The organism is Alteromonas sp. 4NS20-0143, from assembly GCF_057542855.1.
Map to the genome: position 1 here is coordinate 462,255 of NZ_BAAJLR010000001.1, position 23,341 is coordinate 485,595.

Sequence of the window (23,341 nt, forward strand, 5' to 3'; positions counted from 1 at the left end):
TATTCTTACCAATAAATCAAATTAAAGGGTTTTGTGTTGAAAGGGATCGTATCATTTTTGATCATTCTTGCGCTGCTAACGGTGGCGTTCGTTATTGGGTCGCAAAACGAAGGAGTAGTGACGGTAAATTATCTTATTGCTCAAGCAAACATTAGATTATCTACTCTCATCGCTATTTCGCTCTCTATAGGAGTGATTGTTGGTATCTTGATTATGCTAGCGAGTTGGTTGCGTTTGAAAGTGCAGCTCATGTCGGCTCAATCTAAGATGCAGCATTTGGAAAAAGACCACTAATGCTAGAGCTGCTGTTTTTACTTTTACCTGTCGCGGCAGGTTATGGCTGGATAATGGGGCGCAATAGCGTTCGCCAGGCACAAAGAAAGCAGTCGAGCATACTGTCTAAGCATTATTACAAAGGCCTTAACTTCCTTCTTTCAGACCAACCTGACAAAGCCGTTGATACGTTAATTAAAATGATTAACGTGAATAGCGACACGGTAGAAACCCACATTGCCATGGGCAGTTTTTTTCGTCACCGAGGCGAAATAGACCGCGCAATTAAGGTGCACCAAAACTTAGTGAGTCGTGATGAGCTTCAGCCTGCACAGCGTGAAAACGCGTTACGGGAACTAGGGCAAGATTACACACAGGCAGGCTTTTTAGAACGTGCAGAAAATGCGTTTCTCCAGTTACTTAACAGTGAAAAACACTACCTCATAGCCCAGCAACAACTTTTCAGTATCTATCAAACAACCAAAGAGTGGCAGCGAGCGATTGAGCTTGCTGAGCGTATGGTTGAATGTCACGGCGATAACGATGATGTGTGCGAGCGGCTTGCCCACTTTTATTGTGAGCAGGCAACGGTTGAGCTTAAAAATGACAGTCAGGGTGCGGCCCTTACGTTACTTCAAAAAGCGGTTAATGCCGATGCTCATGCGGTTCGCCCCTGGCTTATGCTGGGCGAGCTAGCACTTAATCAAAAACGATACACCGACGCCACTGCTTATTTTGTTCAGGTAGCTGAGCGAGATATTAACTGGTTTAGTGAAGCCGTGCCGAGTTTAGAAAAAATTGCCGAAGATACTGGTGAGTGGGATAGTTTCGAAAAGAACTTAGAAGCACACTGGCAAGAATGCGCTACGTCATACCTAGCCATGGTTGATGTTTTGCTGAAAAAAGGTGAGATATCGCAAGCCAGTGAGTACTTAATTGAGCAGCTTAGAAAGCGTCCTACCATGCGAGGTTTTAAAACCTTAATGGGCCTTTATATCGACCAGCTCAGCGATAAAAATACTGCCGATAGTTTGCGATTATTAAAAGAGTTAGTTGGAAAACAAATGCTTCAGCGCCCCAAGTATCGCTGTAATAGCTGCGGTTTTTCCGGTAGAAAATTGTATTGGCTATGCCCATCGTGTAAGAAATGGGGCGTAGTAAAACCCATAAAAGGGTTAGATGGAGAGTAATGATTTATGCCCAAAGCTAATCCCAATGAAGCTATTCAAGAACCCCGCGTTATTGTAGCGCTTGATTATGACGACAAAGACACCGCATTAGCGTTTGTCGATAAGCTAAGTCCCAGCTTGTGTAAACTCAAAGTAGGCAAAGAAATGTTTACTTTATTCGGGCCAGAGTTTGTTAAGAGTTTAGTGGGTAAAGGGTTTGACGTTTTCTTAGATCTAAAATTTCACGATATCCCCAATACCGTGGCCAAAGCGTGTAAAGCTGCTGCTGAACTTGGCGTTTGGATGGTAAACGTTCATGCTTCTGGCGGGCTGCCAATGATGCAGGCTGCAAAGCTCGCCATTGAAAATAGCAACAACCCCAACACCAAGCTGATTGCCGTCACGGTGCTAACCAGTATGGATCAAGAGCAGCTTTCAGGTGTTATTGATGGCGTTACCCCTGAACAGCAGGTATTACGACTGGCAGGGTTAACGGAAAAAGCCGGCTTAGACGGTATAGTTTGCTCAGCGCAAGAAGCAGCTGCTCTGCGCAAACGTCATAACGATGATTTTTTACTGGTAACACCCGGCATAAGGCCTAGTGGAAGCCAAGCTGGCGACCAGAAGCGAGTAATGACGCCCCCTGATGCTATTAATGATGGCGTTAGCTATTTAGTGATGGGCCGGCCTATTACACAGGCATCAGATCCCATGGCAGTGTTAGCAGAGGTTAATGAATCTATTCGTTGAACCTGTGCTAGTTTGACGCATTTGGGTTTTTATATGCTCTTCAATGAGCGCTAGTCGGGCGTTAGTTAAGCGTTCATAAAGCTTTTGGTGAGCGTCTATTAATCATAGTCACATGCCTTGAACAGCGAATTCATTTTTGGTTTATCAATTGAATACATACAAAAAAGCTCGATGTCTTATTACAGACATCGAGCTTTTTTATTAAGCGGGGCTAACCCAAAGCAGTAGCTGCTAAATTATAGACCGTTAAGCGCTACTTCTGCTGGCGTATAAGTTAGGCCAAGTTCTTCACCCAACGCATCGACAACCGCCTTATACGTAACTTTTCCTTCGTGGGTGTTCAAGCCCGCAAGTAAATGCTTGTCATCTAGCATTGCTTGAACTGGACCCTTGTTTGCCAAAGCAAGGCCAAAAGGCAGAGTTGCATTGTTTAGCGCCATCGTTGATGTACGCGCAACACCACCTGGCATGTTAGCAACACAATAGTGCACAACATCATCAATGATATAAACAGGGTCTTGGTGTGTCGTTGCTTTTGAAGTTTCAAAACAACCACCTTGGTCGATGGCAACATCTACCAATACTGAGCCAGGCTTCATTGCCGCAATTTGTTCACGGTTAAGCAACTTAGGTGCTGCTGCGCCAGGAATTAACACCGCGCCAACCACTAGGTCAGCTTTTGACGAATAGTGCTCGATTGCGTCAACAGTAGAATAAACTGTCTTCACTTGGCCATTAAAAATATCGTCGATTTGACGCAAACGCGGAAGAGAGCGGTCAAGAATAACCACCTCAGCGCCTAAACCAAGGGCCATTTTCGCTGCATTTGTTCCTACAACGCCACCACCAATAACCAATACTTTACCAGGTGCCACACCTGGTACACCGCCAAGCAATGTGCCACTGCCACCGTGGGCTTTTTCTAGGTAATGCGCACCTGCTTGTACAGACATACGGCCTGCAACTTCACTCATAGGAGCAAGAAGAGGGAGGCCTCCACGGTCGTCAGTTACTGTTTCATAAGCAATACAAGTTGCTCCAGATTCAACGAGAAGTTTAGTCTGCGTTGGGTCTGGTGCAAGGTGAAGGTAAGTATATAAAGTCTGGCCTTTGCGCAGCATTTTACATTCGTTAGGCTGGGGCTCTTTTACCTTTACAATCATTTCTGCTTCTGCGAAAACTTGCTCAGCTGTTGGCGCAATAGTAGCGCCAGCGGCTACGTACATTTCGTCAGTAAAACCAATGGCATCGCCTGCTAATGTTTGAACTAGCACAGAGTGACCGTTGCTTGTGAATTCTTTCACTGCAGCTGGCGTTAGGCCAACACGATACTCGTGGTTTTTTATTTCTTTTGGTACACCAACTAACATACTAGGTCCTCTTATTACTGATGAGCTCTGAGTGGCTCGGCTTTAAAAATAACTGTGTTTATTTTGGCGAGTATACGTTAATAAAAAGCGAACTATGTGCTGAAAAATAGCAGTTATTAGCATATAGTATGGCTATTAATTGCTTTTGAAAAATATAATATGTTAGTAAAAACCCCAAAACACCTTGACCGAATAGACAGGAATATCCTAGTTCAGTTACAAAAAAACGGACGGGTTTCTAATGTGGAACTGGCTAAGGAAGTGGGCCTGAGCCCCAGCCCATGCCTCGAGCGGGTTAAGCGATTGGAAAGCCAAGGCTATATAAAAGGCTACCACGCCATTGTGGATCCCGAAAAACTTGGCGCCGCAATGTTGGTGTTTGTGGAGATAACTTTAACGAAAACTTCCGTGGATATCTTTGCAGAATTTTCTGCTGCGGTAAAATTGCACGACGATATACAAGAGTGCCACCTAGTTTCAGGCGACTTTGATTTTCTGTTAAAGGCAAGAGTGGCAGATATGTCTAGCTATCGAAAGCTATTAGGAGACACACTACTGCGCTTGCCGGGCGTCAGTGAGTCTAGAACCTATGTGGTTATGGAAGAAGTCAAAAGTACGTCTTCTTTGCGCATTAATTTGAAGTAATGAAAGCATGGCTCAGAATGTTGCTTTTATGGTAGGCTGTGCAAAAATACAGTGCTTTAATACTCGCGCGCTTTCAATACCTTACAGAACCAATACATATCGGTTACAGAAGGTTTGAGGCGGTTACAGAGAATGGATAGCAGGAAACAAAAACGGGTTTCTTGTACTTATAGCGCATTACATCAATAGTAGTGGCAGATAATTTAAAGGTTTTATAAACGTTATGGCGCGATTAACAGGGGTTCAGCGAGTGTGGGAAGCAGGCATGATAGTCGCTTGCGTTTTCGCCTTTTTCTTATTGCTGGCACTAGCATCTTTTCATCCTGGCGATCCTGGATGGAGCCAAGCCGGGCTGCAGCTCGATGTACACAATTGGGTGGGGGCCACTGGCGCGTGGGTTGCTGATTTATTGCTATTTTCTTTCGGCTTCCTTGCCTATTTACTGCCTTTTGGTGCGGCGTTCTTAGGCTGGTTTCTTTTTCAGCATATTAAAGAGCTTGATGAATTTGACTACTTAACCATTGGTCTTCGGATTATTGGCGGTTTACTCATGGCACTGGGTGCAACGGGTATCGCGAGTATCAACTTTGACGATATTTATAACTTTTCTGCTGGGGGCTTTGTTGGAGATGTTATAAGCTCTGCACTAATTCCCTATTTTAATACCGCGGGCACAATCCTCCTTTTACTCTGTTTCTTTTGCACGGGGTTTACTTTACTCACCGGCGTGAGCTGGCTTTCGATTATTGACAAAATAGGCGAGGGCGCTCTGTGGCTTACCAGAAAAACGATTAGTGCACCCCAGCGGTTACTGTCTTTTGAGATGCCGCGCTTAGCGCTAACCAGTAATGTTAAGGATAATACCGCTTCATCAGGTGAGCTTGATATTACGACCATGCGCGCTGAGCCTGCTTATGAATCTGACTCTGCTTCTGGTTCTGAACATGAGCAGGGGCAGGAGAGGGGAGCGCAATCTGCTGCGCCTTCACACAATGCACACGATGATAGTGCGGCGAATCAGCGTCATTCGCCCTATGAGAGACAGGAACCACGGTTTACGGTAGACACTACTCACCATACCAGCCAGTCAGATGAAGAGAGCGAACCGCCATTTTATTCTCACACCGACGGTACAGACGAGCTCACACCGTCTTCTAAGGATATCGAAAAAGAGCCGAAAAAATCGCCATTTTCTTTATCAGGCATGCGCGCGGCCGTTAAGGATAAAGTGGGGTTGGGTGATTCTGGAAATTCAGCTGAATCAATCGTTGATAGTAGAGCGGATGAAGATGCTAACGAAATGACTCCTAACGCAACAAACTCTGCCGCTTTCAGTGAAAGCACAAGAAAAGCTGAGCCAACCATCGGTGACTTTGACGAGTTTGATGAATTTAATGCAGACATGCCTTACGCTAGCGACGAAGAAGACTCATCGAACTCGCATATTCAACCTCCCGTAGAACCTGCAAAGGCTCAAAAAACGGTAGATACCTCTGTACAACAACCGTTTTCGCCAGCGGCAGTGGGTGCTAAGCCTATTAAGCCAAGACAGGAAATTGATGAAAACATGGCGCCCATGCCATCGTTTGATTTGCTAGAGCGAGCCGATAAACACGAAAACCCCCTTACCCAAGAAGAGATAGAGGGTATATCTCGCCTGGTTGAGGAAAAGTTAGCCGATTTTAATATTGAAGCCACGGTAGTGGGTGTTTATCCAGGGCCTGTTATTACGCGTTTTGAGCTCGATTTAGCGCCGGGGGTTAAGGTAAGTAAAATCACTGGTTTGTCGAAAGATTTGGCGCGAGCGATGTCTGCCATGTCGGTGCGTGTTGTTGAGGTTATCCCTGGTAAATCGGTTATCGGATTAGAGCTACCGAATAAGCAGCGAGAAATGGTTCGCTTGAGCGAAGTTATCAGCTGCGACGCGTTTCAATCGAATAAATCGGCGCTTACCATGGTACTTGGCGCTGATATATCCGGTAAGCCAGTTATTGTAGATTTAGCGAAAATGCCCCATGTACTCGTTGCTGGTACTACAGGCTCGGGTAAATCGGTAGGTGTGAACGTAATGATTTTGAGCCTGCTATATAAAAGCACGCCTGAAGACGTTCGCATGATCATGATAGATCCTAAAATGCTCGAATTATCGGTATATGAAGGTATTCCTCACTTACTGTCTGAAGTTGTTACCGATATGAAAGAGGCGGCAAATGCTCTTCGTTGGTGTGTGGGCGAAATGGAGCGCCGATATCGATTAATGAGTGCACTTGGTGTGAGAAACCTCAAAGGCTACAACGTGAAAGTTGAAGAGGCTAAGGCAAATGGAACGCCGATAAAAGATCCGCTCTGGAAAAATGAAGAGAGCATGGAAATCGAAGCGCCAGATTTAGATAAATTACCTGCCATTGTGGTTGTGGTGGACGAATTTGCTGACATGATGATGATCGTTGGTAAAAAAGTAGAGGAATTGATAGCACGTATTGCACAAAAAGCGCGAGCCGCAGGCATACACCTTATTTTGGCTACGCAAAGACCGTCAGTAGATGTTATTACCGGATTAATCAAAGCAAACATCCCTACTCGTATCGCATTTCAGGTATCAAGCAAGATAGATTCGCGTACCATATTAGACCAGCAGGGTGCTGAAACACTGCTTGGTATGGGAGACATGCTTTACCTACCGCCAGGAAGTCCGGTGCCTACGCGAGTACATGGCGCGTTTGTAGACGATCATGAGGTGCATGCCGTGGTAGCCGATTGGCAGAAACGTGGCGAGCCCGAGTACATCGATGAAATTCTAAACGGTGAAGCGTCTGCTGAAGTACTACTGCCTGGTGAACAACCTGAAGGCGAAGAGCAAGAGTTTGACGCATTCTACGATGATGCCGTCGCATTTGTTACTGAAACACGCCGTGCAAGTGTGTCTAGCGTGCAGCGTAAATTCAGAATTGGTTACAATCGAGCAGCGCGTTTAGTTGAACAAATGGAGGCGAGTGGGGTCGTAAGTGCACAGGGGCACAACGGAAATCGCGAAGTAATAGCGCCGCCCCCAATAAAGGAATAACGATATGAAGAACAAAGCAATGTACCTTGTACGCAGTGTGCTTTTAGTGGCTGCTGGCGCAACAAGTTTTGTGTTAAATGCTCAAACACAGGCCTCAGTCGAAGCTGCTCCTGAATCAATGGCTGCTCCTGAATCCATGGCCGCACCTGAATCAACGAGCGATATTGATACTAACGACACAGCGGCATTAAAAACACTGCTCAGTGATATGCGTCAGTTTCGGGCTAACTTTGCTCAAACCGTTGTGGATGCCCAACAAAATGTAGTGCATGAAGCACAGGGTGTGCTTACTATGACACGTCCTGACAAGCTGCGTTGGGAAACAACTTTTCCAGACGAGACGCTACTTATCGCCGACGGCGAGGCCGTGTGGAATGTAGACACATTTGTAGAGCAGGTTACTGTGCTATCTCAGGCAAATGCTATTAAAGACAACCCTGTTATGTTACTCACCTCTACTGATAACAGCACGTGGTCGATGTTTTCTATTAGCCAGCTTGATAATGCGTTATCGCAGCTGTTAGAGCAAAAAAACAGGTCAGGACAAGAAAACACGTCAGGTTTGCGCAGCTTTCAAATAACGCCTAAACAGCAGGGCGGACAAATATTAACGCTTACCCTTACGTTCAATAGCGACAACGAACTTGCAGCGTTAACCATGTTAGATGCTCAGCAACAGATAAGCACGCTGACCTTCAGTGATATAGAAACAACCTTCCCACTTGCCGCTGATACGTTTGAGGTTGAAGTGCCAGACAGTTTTATTATTGATGACCAACGTTAATCAGGCATTCGCCCCACTGGCCGCGCGGATGCGGCCTACTACTATTGAAGAATACAGCGGCCAATCTCACCTTTTAGGCCCTGACAAGCCCCTTCGTAAAATGCTAGAAGCGGGTCACTGTCATTCGATGATTTTGTGGGGGCCCCCTGGAACAGGAAAGACAACCCTAGCAGAGCTCATCGGAGAATATACGAACGCTACAGTGCTTCGTATTTCAGCAGTGACGTCTGGGGTAAAAGACATTCGTGCGGCCATGGACAGCGCCCAAGATAACGCACGCTACAATCAGCGTACGCTATTATTCGTTGATGAAGTGCATCGTTTTAATAAAAGTCAGCAGGACGCGTTTTTACCGTTCGTTGAATCCGGTGTCGTGACTTTTATCGGTGCAACCACGGAAAATCCGTCTTTTGAGCTAAACAATGCGTTGTTATCTCGGGTAAGAGTTTACGTACTTAAGCCACTTGAAAATGATGCTTTGGCCGAGCTAGTAGAACGGGCTTTAGGCAATGTGCAAAAAGGGCTGGGCGAACGGCATTTAAAAATTTCAGAACCTGCAAAACAAGCCCTTATCGACTTAAGCAGTGGTGATGCCAGACGCCTCCTCACTTATTTAGAGCTATCTGCCGACTTTACCAGTAATGATGAAATTGCCATTGGTGACATTGAGCAAGCCGTTGGTCAAAAAGTGGCGAGCTACGATAATAAAGGCGATACGTTTTACGATCTCATTTCTGCCTTTCACAAATCGGTGAGAGGTTCAGACCCCGATGCAGCGCTATACTGGTATGCCCGAATTTTAGACGGTGGTGGCGATGCCCTTTACGTTGGTAGGCGTTTGCTGGCTATCGCTTCAGAGGATATTGGCAATGCTGATCCGCGCGCCATGCAGCTTTGCATTAATGCTTGGGATACATTTCATCGCGTAGGTCCAGCTGAAGGCGAACGGGCTATCGCGCAGGCTGCCGTTTATTGTGCATTAGCAGCTAAAAGTAATGCGGTTTATATGGCGTTTAGTGCTGCAAAGGCATTAGCCAGAAAAACGTCAGATGCGCCAGTGCCTATGCATTTACGTAACGCTCCCACGTCGTTAATGAAAGATCTTGGCCATGGCGATGGTTATCGCTACGCACATAATGAGCCAAATGCTTTTGCGGCAGGGGAGACTTATTTGCCAGAGAGTATTGTGGGAACGCGATTTTATGAGCCAAGTGAGAGAGGCTTAGAAAAGGCACTTAAAGCGAAACGAGATTTCTTAGACAGCTTAAATTCACAGAGCAAAAACAGACGGTAAAGGGGTATTAGCGTGTCACTTGGCGTATCACACAGCTTAACATTGTACTGTTTTATCGCCGCTGGCGGCGCGACAGGTGCATGTTTACGCTATTTTGTTACCACAACGGTAGATTCTTGGTTTGGAAAAAACATGCCGTTTGGTACACTAACGGTAAATGTCATTGGCTCATTTGCGCTGGCGCTTCTTTATGGCTTGATAGAACGTCACGATTTGAGCGATTCACCATACCGCGCACTACTAGGTGTGGGATTATTGGGTGCATTTACAACATTCTCAACGTTTTCCATTGAAACGCTAACGTTGTTAGAAAATGGGCTGTGGCTGAAGGCCATAGCTAACGTATTTCTTAATGTCGGCGCTTGCTTAATAGCAGGTTGGCTGGCAATTGAATTGATGAAAGGATAAGTAGAAGCGCATGTTAGATCCAAAGTGTTTGCGAAGCGATATAGAACAAACTGCCGAACGTTTGGCTGCCCGTGGTTTTAAGCTTGATGTGGCAGCATTTAGTTCGCTTGAAGAAAAAAGAAAAACACTTCAATCCAGAACTCAGGATCTGCAGAACGAGCGTAACGTGCGCAGTAAGTCTATTGGTAAAGCGAAAGCACAGGGCGAAGACATTGCGCCTTTGCTCGCTGAAGTTGGTAAGCTCGGTGATGAGCTTGATTCAGCAAAAGCTGAATTAACTGCATTGTTAGATGAAATTACAGTGATGACACAAGGCATACCTAATTTGCCTGACGAGTCTGTGCCTGAAGGTGAGAACGAAAATCACAATGTAGAGATATCACGCTGGGGTCAACCAAGAACGTTTGATTTTGAAGTAAGTGACCATGTCGATGTAGGCGAGCGCTTAAACAATGGCCTCGATTTTTCTACGGCAAGTAAAATTACCGGCAGCCGCTTTGTTGTTATGCGTGGCGATGTTGCACGTTTAAATCGGGCGATTGCGCAGTTTATGTTAGATGTGCATACCGGTGAGCACGGCTATCAAGAAATGTACGTGCCTTACTTAGTAAACTCTGACAGCCTATATGGCACAGGTCAACTTCCAAAGTTTGGTGAAGATTTGTTTCACACTCAGCCAGCAACTGAAGAAGGACAGGGGCTATCCCTGATTCCTACTGCAGAAGTGCCACTCACTAACATCGTGCGCGATGAGATAGTAGACGCTAAATCGCTGCCAGTGAAAATGACGGCCCATACACCGTGTTTTCGTTCTGAGGCAGGCTCATACGGTCGCGATACACGAGGCCTTATTCGTCAGCATCAATTCGATAAAGTGGAGTTAGTGCAGCTAGTAAAGCCTGAAGATAGCTTTGAAGCACTTGAGGCGCTTACTAGTCACGCTGAAGCGATTCTGCAAAAGCTTGAATTACCTTACCGCAAAATGTTGCTGTGCACTGGTGATATGGGCTTTGGTGCGTGTAAAACCTACGATTTGGAAGTGTGGTTACCAGCCCAAAACACCTACAGAGAAATCTCTTCGTGTTCTAACATGTTAGATTTCCAAGCCCGCCGTATGCAGGCTCGCTTCCGTAACCTTGAAACCAACAAGCCTGAGTTGCTTCACACATTGAATGGTTCAGGTTTAGCAGTAGGGCGTACATTGGTTGCTATTTTAGAGAATAATCAGCAAGCCGACGGCAGCGTAACGGTACCTAAAGCGCTCGTCCCTTACATGGGCGGTGTTGAAGTACTTAAGCCTCAGTAAACCGAGGGGCTTCGCAATACTTGTTGAACACCGTAGGTAGCTATTCGCACTTATTCATTTATAAAGTATTGTATTAAAAGGTTTTTAATTAAACGTACAATAAAGGCCTGATGGTTTTTACCTCAGGCCTTTTTTTGTATTTGCTGTTTTAATCGGTTATGCGTAACGAGAATTTTGGCTAAATATCATCGTATTTGCTAGAAAATTGCAATTCTTATTAGAAGTCTAATAAGTGTGGAAAACATGGAGGCTATATGTGTGGTTTTATTCAACGAGAGACAAACGCCCCCGCGGTTTTAGAACTGCTTGAGGAAGTTGGATTAGGTGAAACCATTCCGCTCTTTAACCATGAGGCACAGCATAGCGATACACTCAATTTTTATCCTGCATTTGGCAAATCGGTAGATAAACGTATCTCTAATCTTATTGTAGATAGTAAACGCACTATAAACGCAACGTGGTGGTTTGACGCGAGCCCCGTTGGCGAGACATTAGCGCTTGGTGATCGCACCACGTTTAATGCAAGAAATTTGGATAGCCCTTACTGGCACAAAGCAATATCTAAACGGCGTGGTGTTGTTGTCGCTACTGCAGTGGGAGAGTCTAATCCTTCTGCTAACGGTAAATCACAGTATTTAATGCGTCCTACCAGCGGCGCCATGCTGCTAGGTGTGGTCTATCGAATGTTTAGCAACGGATGCTTTTCATGTGCAGTGGTAACGCGGCCGCCAAGACCTGATTTCAGCCAGTATCACGAAAAATCCATTCCTTGTTTCTTACCCCACGATAAAGAAGTTATTAACGCTTGGCTTGGGAATAGGGACGACGGTGCTGTCGATGAACTATTGTCGAACCCCAAAATTTACTGCGACCTGGAAGTCACTAAAGTGAAAACCTTTAAAAGCGGCGAACCTTTAGCACCCACAACTATATTGCCAGCTTCCACACGCTAAACAGCCTACACAGTATCTAATGGGATAGCTGCTGTGTCGGTAAAACAGCTCTTTTCTATGATGTTGTGATAATAGTCTCTAGTAAAATGCCAGCGGCACTATTTGTGCTCTATATATTAAAGGGCATATTAGAGAATTATATGTTAAAGAAGGGCATATTAGAAACGAACACTTTAGGAAAGGGCATATTAATAGAGGCGTTATAGGCAGCGCGCAGGTTTTGGTAGGCCAGCTAGCTTTGTTGCTTGTTTGGCTGGGCCTTTTTTGAACAGACGCTGTAAATAGCGGCTATTTCCTTTTTCGGGGCCAAACTTGTTTGCCATGGCTTTAACCAGCGCTCTAATAGCTGGGCTTGTTTCGTACTCTTCATAAAACTCGCGAACAAAACGAACGACTTCCCAGTGTGCATCGCTTAGCTCAATATTTTCTTCTTGGGCCAGTAAGGGCACCATTCCCTCATCCCACAACGTATAATCTAGCAGGTAACCCGCTTTGTCTGTTGGAATTTCATTTCCGTTGTAGGTAAAGCTGAAGGTATCTTGTGACATTCTTATCTCGTCCGTCTTTATCTTGAGTTTTTTTCTTGGGTCTATCTATTGGCTTTTCTCGTAGCGAATTCTTGTAAGGCTATTTCGGAGCGTCTTCTAATAGGTCATTTCAGTACCGCGTTTTCTCTTTGGTCGGCCATATCACCTTTTTAAACCGCCAAATACGCTTCACCAAAAATGCTTCACCAATTATGCTTCACTAAATATGCTTTACCAAATACAACCCACCCACTCTTTAACGCAAACTAACCTATAACCCATAAGCTCAGAGCGTAACCCATTGCTGATGACGATTCGCTAGCTCTGCAAGTTCTCGATGATTGATTATCGAAACATTGTTCACAACACACGCACCTCGAAGTGCTAAATCTGCTTGTACTGCAAAAAGTATCGTCTTGCTGGGGCTTGCTTCGGCTTCGTCTGACAACGCTTTACGCTTAGCTAATAGTGATGCAATACTGGATTGTGCAAAAACGCCATCGCCAGAAAATATAATGATGGCCGCCGAGTCAGTGGCTTCGTCTGCTTTAACACCGGTATTAGAAGCCGTCTCATTATTTGCATTTAAAACTGCATCTAAATTTGCATCGAAAACGGCATTTAATAATGCATTATTGCTGCTTGAAAGCTGTGTACTGGTAATATTAATAATCATCAAAAGGTTACCACATGATCAGCGCGTTGAATCAATGCCAGTCGCTGTGTAGCGCTTAGCAGTTGTCCTTCGAGTTTTTCTATTAATCCGGTATTTAAAAGCACGCTATCGATTGCAAAAGCGTCGACGCTATCTTTGCAGATAAAACATTCTTCAATATCAAATAAAGGCATAGAGGCTAAACGTTTACTGTGGTTCCTTATCCCTTTTGTTGATGCTGTTTGAACAAGCTGTAATACCCCTTCACCTTCAAAAAGAACGTGAACCGTATGCCCATAATTTGTTGCTGCAAGCGCAAAGTCTAGCCCGTCTTGACTAAACGCGCTGCCATAAGGGCTCTGAGTAAATCGGATAAGTAAACTCGCCATTAAAATTGTACCAACCTAGTGCAATTATGTAACTCAGTAAAAAACTCGCCCAAGCCAGCCTGAATAAAAGGAGCGGTTAAATTCGCGGAGGCGATGCCGTTATTAACCGCTTCCTGTTCGCTCACAATACCGCGTTTTACCGCAGCGGTAATGCACACCAACAGTTTTACGTTATGGGCTTCAGATAGCTTTTTCCACTCACCAAAGCTAAAGCACTCACCACCAGCCTCAAGCATAAGGTTGTTGGTATGATAAACCCCATCACCATAAAAAAAGACATTATCGATAGTGCTGCCACTGTCAATCACGCCTGCAATAAACTGAAGCGCACGAAGTGTACTGTCGCCATGAAAAGGGGATGAGGTAATTAAAACTGAATATTGCGCCATAAAAAGTGTTCCAAACAAAAACACCCCGATTAAGGGGTGTTTGTTTTACGTATTAAACGCTTGTTTAGTCGTCGCCGCCAAATGCACCTAGAAGGTGAAGTATCGCAGTGAACAAGTTGTATATGTTCAGGTAAAGCGACACAGTAGCGCGAATGTAGTTTGTTTCACCACCGTGGATGATACGGCTAGTGTCATACAAGATGAAACCAGACATGATAAATACGATAGCTGCGTTAAGAGCCAAGCTTACCGCTGGCACTGCAAAGAAAATGTTCGCAATTAAGGCAACAAGCACTACCACTAAACCTACAACCAAGAAACCACCCATGAATGAGAAGTCTTTCTTAGTCGTCAGTACATAACCTGATAGAGCGAAAAACACCAGCGCCGTTGCGCCTAATGCTTCCATAATCAGACCTGGTCCAGCCACGCCTAGATAGAAGTTTAATGTGTAGCCGAGGGACGCACCCATTAAACCTGTAAACGCAAACACCCAAAAAATACCTGATGATGTGTCTGCTTTCTTCTGAACAACAAATAAAGTGATAAATGCGCCTATGGTCATGCCTAATGACATCATAGGTGAAATACCTACTGCCATTGCGACACCTGCACAAACTGCACTAAACGCTAGTGTCATCGCAAGCAGCATGTAGGTGTTGCGTAGAACCTTGTTCGTCTGCAATACCGATGGTTGAGATGCACTAGAATACATCGAACGTTGATCCATTGTTTCCTCCGATAGGACTATGATATGACCACAACTGGTACACTTACATTTAGTGTATGTTGTATGGGTTTTAGTTCCCATTTTCAAGTAGTTTCAGATGAAAATGATGTTATGTGCTTATAAAAACAGCCAAGGTACTCACTTAATACGTTATTTGTTTGATTTATGGGCACTTAAATAACTTTTTTCATTTTTCCCTTTACAGCGAAAAAAATATCATTAAGATACGCAGCACTTCTGGAGAGTTGGCAGAGCTCGGTTTAATGCACCTGACTTGAAATCAGACGTGGGGTCAAACCCACCGGGGGTTCGAATCCCTCACTCTCCGCCAGATTAGAGAAACCCGCACATTGTTGCGGGTTTTTTTATGCCAAAAGAAAATATATCCACGGATCGGCGCTGATTAGACTTTTGACTAAGACTACAGTCGCATTGTTACCCTCCTTAGACCTGTTTACCCTTGCGCTTCCTTTTAGCAACCCACAGGTGTTTTGTGTCTCAAGATAGTGCTTCATATAAAGAACTGCATAAGCCAAGTCACTCTTTCAAAACCCGAGATGATTATCTCAATCACGAATTACAAATACTGTCTGTGAAACGCTGGCGTCCGAATCTTCCTTTTAAAGATTACCGCATTGAGTGGGAAGACTTTATTCCAGGCATGGCAGCTACTATAGGTAAAATTGTTATGGTTGCTGCGGTGGTAGGGGCTTTTGCTGCACCACTTGGTTTATCGCCGGAATTTGTCATAGAGAATGTTCGCTTTGAGCTACTTATCGCCGCCGTTTTGTTTGTGGTTCTGATATCCGGTTTTTTAAATCCATCGGCTAACTTGGCCGGCACCCACGGACCTTTGTTACCTCTAGTGCCTTTAATGGTTGCATCGGGTGGTCATCCCATGGCGTTAGGATTGCTAATTGGCGTACTGGGCTTTTTATTGGGGATCACCAAAGGGGGAAGCCTGCTTGCAAGGCTAACCAGTAACGGTGTGTGCGGTGGTCTTTTACTGTATCTCGGATTTATTGGCATTACTGGGCAGGTAAAAAAACTGTTTGAATGGGCCGAAGGTTTCAATATGGGCTATTTAGCGTTTGTTGTACTCATTGCCACTATTGTGATGTTTGCATGGCTCGAGCACATCAAAAAGCGCTGGTTAGCCATTCCTCTTGGGGCCGTTATGGCAGCGGTGATCGCTCTTGCGATGGGCGCGCCTTTTGAATTCACGACCTCGCCAGGTATGCCAAATTTAAACCCAGCCTATTGGTGGGGTGAGAATACCGGTTGGCAGCTAGGGCTACCCGATTGGTCTCATTTTGTTGCCGTATTACCTTTTGCTGTGTTGGCCGTGGCTATGTGGTCACCGGATTTTCTCGGTCAGCAAGTGTTTCAAAAACTGAGCTATCCTAAAAATAGTGAAAATGCCTACATGAATATAGATGACACTATGATTGCTGCGTCTAGTCGACAAGCAATAGGCTCAGCGCTTGGAGGTGGCAATATTGCCTCATCATGGGGCACATATATTATTCCAGCGTCAATTGCCCGCAGACCCATACCCGGTGGCGCAATAATAACAGGCCTGTTGTGTGTGATAGCCGCAATTTGGGGCTATCCCATGGACTTAGCAATTTGGCCTCCAGTGTTATGTGTCGCCCTTATTGTTGGCGTGTTTCTGCCTCTCATGGAAGCTGGCATGCAAATGACCCGAGAGGGTAAAACAACACAATCTGCAGCGCTTGTTGTCATCAGTTCAGTGCTGGTGAACCCCGTATTTGGATGGTCGTTTACGATGCTGCTCGATAACCTGGGTATTGTAGGGTGTAAAGAGCGAGCGTTAGATCTTGGAAAGGCGGGTAGGTGGCTAATACCAGGCATCACTTTTATTGTGCTGTGTACGGTAATGGCGCTGATTGGCATGTTCCCCGGTGTGCCGGCCATCATGTCGTCTTTTCGTGTTTAGTTTTTCTATCCCAATGGGGCGTATCGTCAAAAAATTCGCATAAAAAGTCGATAAACACCTTAAGCTTTGAAGAAACCAGCTTACGGTGAGGGTATACGGCATAAAGTGATACAGACTGTGGTACATAGTTTTCTAGTATGGACACCAGTTCGCCGCTTTGTAGCGCCTTAGATACAATAAATGTAGGTTGCAGTACATAACCCTCACCGTGCTTTGCCACGTCAGCAAGTACCTCTCCGTTGTTGGCTGTTAATCGAGGTGCGTGTTTTTGCGCATTTGTTCTCAGCGCCTGTATGAGTTCCGATTTGTCGTTGTCGTAATTAACATGTGCATATTCGAGATAATGCTCTGGACGCAGCTCGCATGGGTGCTGTGGAGTACCGTACTTCTTTAAGTACTGTGGTGATGCGCAAACAGCAAGCTTTATCGTAGTCACCTTTTTAGCGATCAGCGAAGAATTGCTGAGTATGCCTGCGCGCAATGCTACATCTAATCCTTCTTCCACCACATCCACTTTTCTATCGTTTAACTGCAGGTTTATAGACACGTCGGGATATTGGGTTTGGAATTGACCAATACAGTCTGATAAGTGAAGGGTGGAAAATGAGACCGGAGCGCTAATGCGCAGTGTTCCCTTTACTTGAGAATTCAACAGTCCAAGTTGGCCTTCCATATCATTGACACTTTCAAGAATATGATTAGCGTGCTGTAAGCATTGATAGCCGGCCTCAGTTAAATGAATCTTTCGAGTGGTTCGGTTGAAAAGACGGGCGTCGAGACGCTTTTCAAGCTGGTTGATATATTTGCTAACGAGTTGATTAGACATATCGAGTTTCGATGCAGCGTTAGTAAAGCTACCTTCGTTTACTACCACAACAAACGTCTTCAATAGATCTATTCGGTCCATAACCATAGCCTCTCAGTCATCTTTCAATATTATTCACTCATTCTTCGTAAATAATATTGAAAACAAATTGTTGATAATCATTCAATAATTACACCATTTATTCAAGCGTTGTTGTTAGTTATTATTCTTATCATCTTGAGAGTACAGCTTATATGACAGGCACTCATGAATTCATAAATTAAAAACTATTGGAGATTAAAAAATGAAAAATTCACTACTAAAAAGCGTATTTACAACTAACAACAGCATCGCCAACCTTGCATTACGCCTACCAGTAGGCATTATTTTAGCTGCACATGGCAGTCAGAAGCTGTTCGGGGCATTTGGCGGATACGGATTAGAAGGTACGGGTCAGTGGATGGAGAGTATTGGCTTAGCGCCTGGCTTTTTAATGGCGCTATTAGCTGGAAGTGCTGAATTTTTTGGCGGGATCGCGTTAATACTTGGTTTATTAACTAGACCTGCCGCAGTGGTAAGCGCCTTCACCATGATTATTGCAATTGTGACTGTTCATGGCAGTAACGGGTTATTTATGAGTAACAACGGATACGAATTTGCACTATCGCTGCTGGCTATCACTGTGGCATTGGCCATACAGGGTGGGGGTAAGCATTCAATAGATAGCACAATAGTAAAAAAATTCGAGCTATCAGAAAATTAAGAATAGCTTTAGTCCATTATTAGTCATTGTGCTAGGCCCTAAGCCGCTATTGTGAAATTGAAGTAAAACCGAATAGTGGCTTAGTCGTTGCAGTGCTTAGTCGTCGCGATAACAAGTGCGAATTGCTCAATTTTTGTTACTACAAATCAAAATATAATCACATTGTTCACCAATTCGCCAGTTGATTGATTTTATTGAAATAAGGGCTTTACAGGCCAGCCAAAATCATTATCATACGCAGCACTTGAGGAGAGTTGGCAGAGCTCGGTTTAATGCACCTGACTTGAAATCAGACGTGGGGTCAAACCCACCGGGGGTTCGAATCCCTCACTCTCCGCCATATTGAAAGAAGCCCGCACAATGTGCGGGTTTTTTTTTGCCTGTAACAAACACTCTTTACACTGACTCACAATACTTTTACTTCAAACTACGGCTTCTTAATTTCATTCACTGCCGTATGTCAGTGATACATCATTGTTTTCACTATTTTTAGAGAAGAACTTTTGATCTCAACCAATGCATGCAGGGTATTTAAGGTTCATCCCATCATATAGCTCCGTTGTAAAACCAATACAGAAAAGTCTGATAATGCAGCGGATTTTTGCTACAAATAGTATATAACGAAATATTAATGCTTTTTGCGTCGGCGTTAGAAGCGATGCTCCATGTCTTCCTTAGAAGTAGACAGGCAAACATTAATAAAAGAATAAAAACGAGGAATATATGCAGGCAATGTCAACGCTCAAACTAAACGAAGGTTCTGTTGAGCAAAAACGTATGGAAGTGAAAACGTATTTTCTCGACTCATTCGATACCTATGAATCACTTTTTTCATGCTTAAGCAGTGATGAGGCTTTTTATCAGCGTGCTGAACGACTTCGTCATCCGCTGATTTTCTACTTTGGCCACACAGCAACATTCTTTATCAACAAACTCATTCTTTCCAAAGCGATAAATGAACGGATAAACCCTCGTTTTGAGTCATTATTTGCCATCGGTGTTGATGAAATGAGCTGGGACGACCTCAATGACAATAACTACGATTGGCCAACCGTTGATGAAGTAAGAGCATACCGAGACCAAGTGCGTACGCTGATGTGCGACCTCATTGATACTATTAACTTCTCTATGCCGATAGATTGGGAAAGCCCCATGTGGCCAATTGTGATGGGTATTGAGCATGAAAGGATCCACCTTGAAACGTCTTCAGTGCTTATTCGCCAACTACCGCTTTCGTTTGTTAAGTCCCAAGATTCTTGGCCTCGCTGTAGCGATTCTGTGACCAGCCTAGACAAGGCACCAGTGAACGATTTTATTAACGTATCGTCTGGTGATATTTCTCAGAATAAGTCTTGGGATAATCAATACTATGGCTGGGATAATGAATATGGCACGCTTAACGCGCATGTGAACGATTTTAAAGCGTCCAAGTTTTTGGTGAGCAATGGCGAGTTTTTATCGTTTGTTGAAGACGGCGGCTACGATAACGCAGAATACTGGGAAGAGGAAGGCAATAGCTGGCGGCTTTATACCAAAGCAAAGCATCCCTTATTTTGGTCTAAAACCGAGTCTGGTTTTGTGTATCGAAGCATGACTGAGGAATTTGCGCTGCCATTAGATTGGCCTGTTGACGTGAACTATCACGAAGCGAAAGCGTTCTGTAATTATAAAAGCGAAAGAAGTGGCAAAGTCATCCGTCTTCCTACCGAGAATGAATGGTTGCGAATGCGTGATGAGGCCGGGCTTAACCAAGCGGTATATCGAGATGGTTTCAATATTGCCCTTCAAAAGCATGCATCAAGCGAGCCGGTAAATACCAACCAAACCGGTGAATTCTATGACGTAGTGGGTAATGCATGGCAATGGACGGAAACGCCCATTTATCCTTTTGATGGCTTTAAAGTGCATCCGTTATACGATGACTTTACCACGCCAACCTTTGACAATAAGCACAACCTAATTAAAGGCGGCAGTTGGGTATCGACGGGTAACGAGGCAATGAAAGACAGCCGTTATGCGTTTAGACGCCACTTTTTCCAGCATGCTGGATTTCGATATGTACAAGGTGAGAGTGTAATTCAAGTGAATGATTTAGATTATGAAAGCGATACTCAGGTATCACAGTACAGCGAATTTCATTATGGCGACGAATACTATGGTGTTGCTAACTTTGCTAAAGCAAGTGCAGAGTTTTGTATTCAGCAAATGGCCGGTAGAGCATCAGTGAGAGCGCTTGATTTAGGCTGCGCAGTAGGGCGTTCTACCTTTGAGCTAGCGACTCATTTTGATCACGTTGACGGCGTTGATTTTTCAGCACGTTTTATTAAAACCGCATTTTCAATGCAAGAGCGCGGTGAAGTCCGCTATAACTTGATTGAAGAGGGTGAGTTAACGTCATTTAAATCTCGTAAGCTCAGTGCAATGGGCCTTGAAAACACCGTAGACAAGGTTTCATTTTCACAAGGCGATGCCTGTAACCTTAAACCTCAGTTAACAGGGTACGACCTCATCTTTATGGGTAACCTTATTGATAGAGTGTACAGCCCTCGAAAAGTACTTGCGGATATGACCGAACGCTTAAACCCCGGTGGTCTTCTTATTATTGCAAGCCCATTCACTTGGTTAGAAGAATACACAGAGCGAAATGAGTGGCTTGGTGGCTATAAAGATGAAAATGGCGAGACACTGAGCTCTACTGACGCACTTGAGCAAGCGTTAAGCCCCAACTTAGTTCGCGTTGGACAGCCGAAGGACATCCCTTTTGTTATTCGAGAAACTAAGCGCAAGCATCAGCATACGCTGTCTGAATTTAACGTTTTTGAAAAAAAGTAAAAAACGGTAATGCCTTGCAGTATGGATAATAGCGGCACGGAAATTAGCGATTTGAACAGTAGCGATAAGGATAGTAGTAGGAATAGCCCCAATAGTGCACAGACAGGCGCTCAGGCAAGCACACTAGCAGGCACAATGACAGAGGCAGGCGCAGTGCCTGCCGAGTTTCTAGCCTATCAAGATGTATGGGAAAGGGTAAATCCACAGGAGTATGACGTATCTTCTAGGCTCAAGTTTTCCGCTGTACCCAGCAGATACCCAGAAGCTCCTGCTGATACCATCGCGATGTGGATTGCCGACATGGACACCAAGCCATTACCAGAGATTTCAGCTTATATAGCCGAACGCGTTCAACGTGCATATGGTTATCAAGACAGCGATATTGGTGAGGCGGTACATGGATGGTTTGAGGCGCAAAGATCCTTTGTGGATTCAAACACAGTAGACCCATGCTCAGTCGTTGGTGTGGCAAGCGTGATAAGCGCGGTAGACGTCGCCCTTAAAACATTCTGTATTTCTGGGGATGAGGTCATGGTGTTAGCGCCGACCTACGGTCCTCTTGTTGACTGTATCAATAATAACAGTTTGAAAGTGCACGCCGTTCACACAAACCGTGATGAGAATGGCGACGACACCATTGATTTTAGTTCGCTATCAAAAAACACCACTGCTTTTGTCCTTTGCCATCCCAATAATCCAACAGGGCAGGTGCTACCAGCATCTTGTCAAAGCGAACTTATACGGTTTTGCAACGAGAATGGCATACTTATTATCACTGATGAGATACACAGTGAATTTGGCTTTTTAAGTAACGATAAACCACTACCTATCCCGCTTTTTGGCTCCCATTGCGATGCTGTGGCACAAAAAGGCATCATTCATATTAGCGGCGTGTCGAAAGCCTTTAATTTGGCCGCCATTCCAGGCGCTTCCTTTGCCATTATTGAAGACGCTGAATTAAGAGCGAAATTTAGTACTGCTATTGCCTCAAGGCATCTTGAGGCGAGCTACCTATCGCAAGTTGCGCTTAAAGCTGCCTATAGTCTTGGTCACAATTGGTTAGATAATATTCGTAAGGCACTTGGGCTCAATCGCAAGCTAGTTCACTTCTACTTTAAACAGCAGAACGTTAGTTGTGAATATACGATGGGTAAAGCGGGTTACTTCTTATGGCTTAACTTGTCGAAAACAGCGACCTGCGCTGATAAAAAGGTTAGCTCATCAGCGTTGTCAAGAAAGGGTATTTTCAATCCTGCTTCAACCTTTGATAGTTGTGTTAGCCGCGGCGTGATAGGCAGTGATGGCAATCAATTTAATGCACCTGGGTGGATTCGACTGAACCTCGCTTGCGATCCAATACAAATAGTGAACGTGCTAAACAGGTTATTTTTCCGTTAAGCACCACCAGACTTATAGCCTAGTGATATAAGTTTGCAACAAATACTACTTTTAACATAGGTTCACGAAATGCCATCTCATGGTACTATTGCACTAAAGATGGATATACAAGGTGAGTGTAAGAACTCCCAATAAAATAAAGCTATGCGCAAAGCCACAAATAAAAAGCCGTGCTAGAGCAGGTGAAAACGCAAGGGCAGTCGCAAAGACAGTGAGATAAACAAGTGATCAAAATTATCCTAGTAGACGACCATGAATTGGTGAGAACCGGGATCCGCCGTATTTTGGAAGATGTTGCAGATTTTAAAATTCTCGCAGAAGCAAAAAGTGGTGAAGATGCGGTTCAGTTGTGCAGAAAGAATGCGCCAGATGTCATTCTCATGGATGTGAATATGCCGGGGATAGGCGGGTTGGAAGCAACCAAGAAAATAGTTCGTATGTCTGAAAATACACGGGTTATTTGCTTGTCTATGCATACTGAAAGCCCAATTCCTATGCAGGTGATGGAAGCTGGCGCGTTTGGTTTTTTAACCAAAGACGCAGAGCCAGAAGAAGTCATACGTGCTATTCACAAGGTAATGGCAGGGCAAAAATACGTCGATAGCGATGTGGCTAACAGTATTGCCGTGGCTAGATTGTCGCCCCGTTCGGATAATCCGTTTAACGAACTTTCGTCACGGGAATTGAGCATAGCAATGCGGTTAACCAAGGGGAAAAGGGTTCCTGAAATCGCCAGCGAACTGAGTATCAATCCCAAAACCGTCAATACCTATCGCTACAGAATGTTTGAAAAGCTTGGTGTTGCCACCGATGTTGAACTTACTCACCTTGCCTTACGTCATAAGCTCATCGACTCTAATTTGTTATAGGTGTAAAC

22 protein-coding genes and 2 tRNA genes are annotated in these 23,341 nt (G+C 44.6%); 17 read left to right on the top strand and 7 right to left on the bottom strand.

The features are described 5' to 3' along the window. The first annotated feature begins 33 nt into the window (after window positions 1-33). The 3 genes from AC27HD_RS01920 to pyrF are packed head-to-tail and all read left to right on the top strand — an operon-like array spanning window position 34 to window position 2,192. On the top strand, window positions 34-294 hold the full coding sequence (locus tag AC27HD_RS01920) for a LapA family protein (RefSeq protein ID WP_235207789.1): 261 nt from the start codon (window positions 34-36) through the stop codon (window positions 292-294). After that, on the top strand, window positions 294-1,463 hold the full coding sequence (gene lapB / locus AC27HD_RS01925; RefSeq protein ID WP_334029600.1) for a lipopolysaccharide assembly protein LapB: 1,170 nt from the start codon (window positions 294-296) through the stop codon (window positions 1,461-1,463). The genes AC27HD_RS01920 and lapB overlap by 1 nt, the downstream gene beginning before the upstream one ends. Window positions 1,464-1,496: 33 nt before the next feature. Then, window positions 1,497-2,192: an orotidine-5'-phosphate decarboxylase gene (gene pyrF, locus AC27HD_RS01930; RefSeq protein WP_487103890.1), complete on the top strand. Its 696-nt coding sequence runs from the start codon at window positions 1,497-1,499 to the stop codon at window positions 2,190-2,192. Between the two features lie 236 nt (window positions 2,193-2,428). Here the strand turns inward: pyrF and ald are convergent, their stop codons facing one another. After that, window positions 2,429-3,562 (bottom strand): alanine dehydrogenase, encoded by a 1,134-nt coding sequence (ald, locus tag AC27HD_RS01935; protein ID WP_163106396.1) that lies wholly within the window; start codon window positions 3,560-3,562, stop codon window positions 2,429-2,431. Between the two features lie 159 nt (window positions 3,563-3,721). Between ald and lrp the strand changes: the two genes are divergently transcribed. From lrp to AC27HD_RS01970, 7 genes are all read left to right on the top strand, one after another. Further along, entirely contained in the window at window positions 3,722-4,207 is a 486-nt protein-coding gene (gene lrp / locus AC27HD_RS01940) for a leucine-responsive transcriptional regulator Lrp (RefSeq protein ID WP_032096289.1), read from the top strand. Between the two features lie 223 nt (window positions 4,208-4,430). Further along, a complete protein-coding gene (locus tag AC27HD_RS01945; protein ID WP_487103441.1) occupies window positions 4,431-7,271 on the top strand; it encodes a DNA translocase FtsK in 2,841 nt (946 codons plus the stop codon). A gap of 4 nt (window positions 7,272-7,275) precedes the next feature. Further along, a complete protein-coding gene (gene lolA / locus AC27HD_RS01950; protein ID WP_487103443.1) occupies window positions 7,276-8,055 on the top strand; it encodes an outer membrane lipoprotein periplasmic chaperone LolA in 780 nt (259 codons plus the stop codon). After that, entirely contained in the window at window positions 8,042-9,349 is a 1,308-nt protein-coding gene (locus tag AC27HD_RS01955) for a replication-associated recombination protein A (RefSeq protein ID WP_487103445.1), read from the top strand. Before lolA ends, AC27HD_RS01955 begins: the two co-directional genes overlap by 14 nt. 12 nt (window positions 9,350-9,361) lie before the next feature. Next, the gene (gene crcB, locus AC27HD_RS01960) at window positions 9,362-9,757 is read left to right on the top strand and encodes a fluoride efflux transporter CrcB (RefSeq protein ID WP_487103447.1); all 396 of its coding nucleotides are present in this window, start codon (window positions 9,362-9,364) and stop codon (window positions 9,755-9,757) included. A gap of 10 nt (window positions 9,758-9,767) precedes the next feature. Beyond that, entirely contained in the window at window positions 9,768-11,063 is a 1,296-nt protein-coding gene (gene serS, locus AC27HD_RS01965) for a serine--tRNA ligase (protein WP_487103449.1), read from the top strand. A 254-nt stretch (window positions 11,064-11,317) separates the two neighbouring features. After that, window positions 11,318-12,016 carry an SOS response-associated peptidase family protein gene (locus AC27HD_RS01970; RefSeq protein WP_487103451.1) on the top strand — a complete coding sequence of 233 codons (699 nt, stop codon included), beginning with the start codon at window positions 11,318-11,320 and terminating at the stop codon, window positions 12,014-12,016. A 200-nt stretch (window positions 12,017-12,216) separates the two neighbouring features. Here AC27HD_RS01970 and AC27HD_RS01975 read toward each other — a convergent pair whose 3' ends face one another. The 5 genes from AC27HD_RS01975 to AC27HD_RS01995 all read right to left on the bottom strand — a co-directional run bounded on the left by AC27HD_RS01975 (window position 12,217) and on the right by AC27HD_RS01995 (window position 14,706). After that, window positions 12,217-12,564 (bottom strand): TusE/DsrC/DsvC family sulfur relay protein, encoded by a 348-nt coding sequence (locus AC27HD_RS01975; RefSeq protein ID WP_032096282.1) that lies wholly within the window; start codon window positions 12,562-12,564, stop codon window positions 12,217-12,219. A gap of 265 nt (window positions 12,565-12,829) precedes the next feature. Then, entirely contained in the window at window positions 12,830-13,219 is a 390-nt protein-coding gene (locus tag AC27HD_RS01980) for a hypothetical protein (protein WP_487103453.1), read from the bottom strand. After that, complete coding sequence (locus AC27HD_RS01985; RefSeq protein WP_487103455.1) at window positions 13,219-13,587, bottom strand: DsrE family protein; 369 nt, start codon at window positions 13,585-13,587, stop codon at window positions 13,219-13,221. Before AC27HD_RS01985 ends, AC27HD_RS01980 begins: the two co-directional genes overlap by 1 nt. Beyond that, window positions 13,587-13,976, bottom strand: a complete 390-nt coding sequence (tusD, locus tag AC27HD_RS01990) for a sulfurtransferase complex subunit TusD (RefSeq protein WP_269519729.1) — start codon at window positions 13,974-13,976, stop codon at window positions 13,587-13,589. Before tusD ends, AC27HD_RS01985 begins: the two co-directional genes overlap by 1 nt. 64 nt (window positions 13,977-14,040) lie before the next feature. Next, complete coding sequence (locus AC27HD_RS01995; protein WP_487103457.1) at window positions 14,041-14,706, bottom strand: Bax inhibitor-1/YccA family protein; 666 nt, start codon at window positions 14,704-14,706, stop codon at window positions 14,041-14,043. A 239-nt stretch (window positions 14,707-14,945) separates the two neighbouring features. Here AC27HD_RS01995 and AC27HD_RS02000 point away from each other — a divergent pair. Together AC27HD_RS02000 and AC27HD_RS02005 are read left to right on the top strand one after the other, a co-directional pair. Further along, window positions 14,946-15,037: transfer RNA gene (locus tag AC27HD_RS02000), tRNA-Ser, on the top strand. Window positions 15,038-15,199: 162 nt separating this feature from the next. Further along, window positions 15,200-16,666 (top strand): DUF3360 family protein, encoded by a 1,467-nt coding sequence (locus AC27HD_RS02005; protein ID WP_163106387.1) that lies wholly within the window; start codon window positions 15,200-15,202, stop codon window positions 16,664-16,666. Here the strand turns inward: AC27HD_RS02005 and AC27HD_RS02010 are convergent. Further along, window positions 16,644-17,573 (bottom strand): LysR family transcriptional regulator, encoded by a 930-nt coding sequence (locus tag AC27HD_RS02010; RefSeq protein WP_487103459.1) that lies wholly within the window; start codon window positions 17,571-17,573, stop codon window positions 16,644-16,646. The two genes, AC27HD_RS02005 and AC27HD_RS02010, sit on opposite strands and share 23 nt — an antisense overlap. Window positions 17,574-17,775: 202 nt before the next feature. On the opposite strand from AC27HD_RS02010, the gene AC27HD_RS02015 reads away from it, so the two are divergent. The 5 genes from AC27HD_RS02015 (at window position 17,776) to uvrY (ending at window position 23,333) form a co-directional block, all read left to right on the top strand. Then, window positions 17,776-18,234 carry a DoxX family protein gene (locus AC27HD_RS02015; RefSeq protein WP_487103461.1) on the top strand — a complete coding sequence of 153 codons (459 nt, stop codon included), beginning with the start codon at window positions 17,776-17,778 and terminating at the stop codon, window positions 18,232-18,234. 248 nt (window positions 18,235-18,482) lie between these two features. Further along, window positions 18,483-18,574, top strand: a tRNA-Ser gene (locus tag AC27HD_RS02020). A gap of 383 nt (window positions 18,575-18,957) precedes the next feature. Continuing rightward, a complete protein-coding gene (gene ovoA, locus AC27HD_RS02025; RefSeq protein ID WP_487103463.1) occupies window positions 18,958-21,066 on the top strand; it encodes a 5-histidylcysteine sulfoxide synthase in 2,109 nt (702 codons plus the stop codon). A gap of 21 nt (window positions 21,067-21,087) precedes the next feature. Then, window positions 21,088-22,464, top strand: coding sequence for an aminotransferase class I/II-fold pyridoxal phosphate-dependent enzyme (locus tag AC27HD_RS02030; protein WP_487103465.1), 1,377 nt, complete (start codon window positions 21,088-21,090; stop codon window positions 22,462-22,464). Window positions 22,465-22,688: 224 nt separating this feature from the next. Further along, window positions 22,689-23,333: a UvrY/SirA/GacA family response regulator transcription factor gene (uvrY, locus tag AC27HD_RS02035; protein WP_032096273.1), complete on the top strand. Its 645-nt coding sequence runs from the start codon at window positions 22,689-22,691 to the stop codon at window positions 23,331-23,333. Window positions 23,334-23,341 lie beyond the last annotated feature (8 nt).

Coding starts and splice junctions, on each gene's coding strand:
- lapB (WP_334029600.1), top strand. CDS start 294: ATGCTAGAGCTGCTGTTTTTACTTTTACCTGTCGCGGCAGGTTATGGC.
- ald (WP_163106396.1), bottom strand. CDS start 3,562: ATGTTAGTTGGTGTACCAAAAGAAATAAAAAACCACGAGTATCGTGTT.
- lrp (WP_032096289.1), top strand. CDS start 3,722: ATGTTAGTAAAAACCCCAAAACACCTTGACCGAATAGACAGGAATATC.
- AC27HD_RS01945 (WP_487103441.1), top strand. CDS start 4,431: ATGGCGCGATTAACAGGGGTTCAGCGAGTGTGGGAAGCAGGCATGATA.
- lolA (WP_487103443.1), top strand. CDS start 7,276: ATGAAGAACAAAGCAATGTACCTTGTACGCAGTGTGCTTTTAGTGGCT.
- AC27HD_RS01955 (WP_487103445.1), top strand. CDS start 8,042: ATGACCAACGTTAATCAGGCATTCGCCCCACTGGCCGCGCGGATGCGG.
- serS (WP_487103449.1), top strand. CDS start 9,768: ATGTTAGATCCAAAGTGTTTGCGAAGCGATATAGAACAAACTGCCGAA.
- AC27HD_RS01970 (WP_487103451.1), top strand. CDS start 11,318: ATGTGTGGTTTTATTCAACGAGAGACAAACGCCCCCGCGGTTTTAGAA.
- AC27HD_RS01975 (WP_032096282.1), bottom strand. CDS start 12,564: ATGTCACAAGATACCTTCAGCTTTACCTACAACGGAAATGAAATTCCA.
- AC27HD_RS01980 (WP_487103453.1), bottom strand. CDS start 13,219: ATGATTATTAATATTACCAGTACACAGCTTTCAAGCAGCAATAATGCA.
- AC27HD_RS01985 (WP_487103455.1), bottom strand. CDS start 13,587: ATGGCGAGTTTACTTATCCGATTTACTCAGAGCCCTTATGGCAGCGCG.
- tusD (WP_269519729.1), bottom strand. CDS start 13,976: ATGGCGCAATATTCAGTTTTAATTACCTCATCCCCTTTTCATGGCGAC.
- AC27HD_RS01995 (WP_487103457.1), bottom strand. CDS start 14,706: ATGGATCAACGTTCGATGTATTCTAGTGCATCTCAACCATCGGTATTG.
- AC27HD_RS02010 (WP_487103459.1), bottom strand. CDS start 17,573: ATGGACCGAATAGATCTATTGAAGACGTTTGTTGTGGTAGTAAACGAA.
- AC27HD_RS02015 (WP_487103461.1), top strand. CDS start 17,776: ATGAAAAATTCACTACTAAAAAGCGTATTTACAACTAACAACAGCATC.
- ovoA (WP_487103463.1), top strand. CDS start 18,958: ATGCAGGCAATGTCAACGCTCAAACTAAACGAAGGTTCTGTTGAGCAA.
- AC27HD_RS02030 (WP_487103465.1), top strand. CDS start 21,088: ATGGATAATAGCGGCACGGAAATTAGCGATTTGAACAGTAGCGATAAG.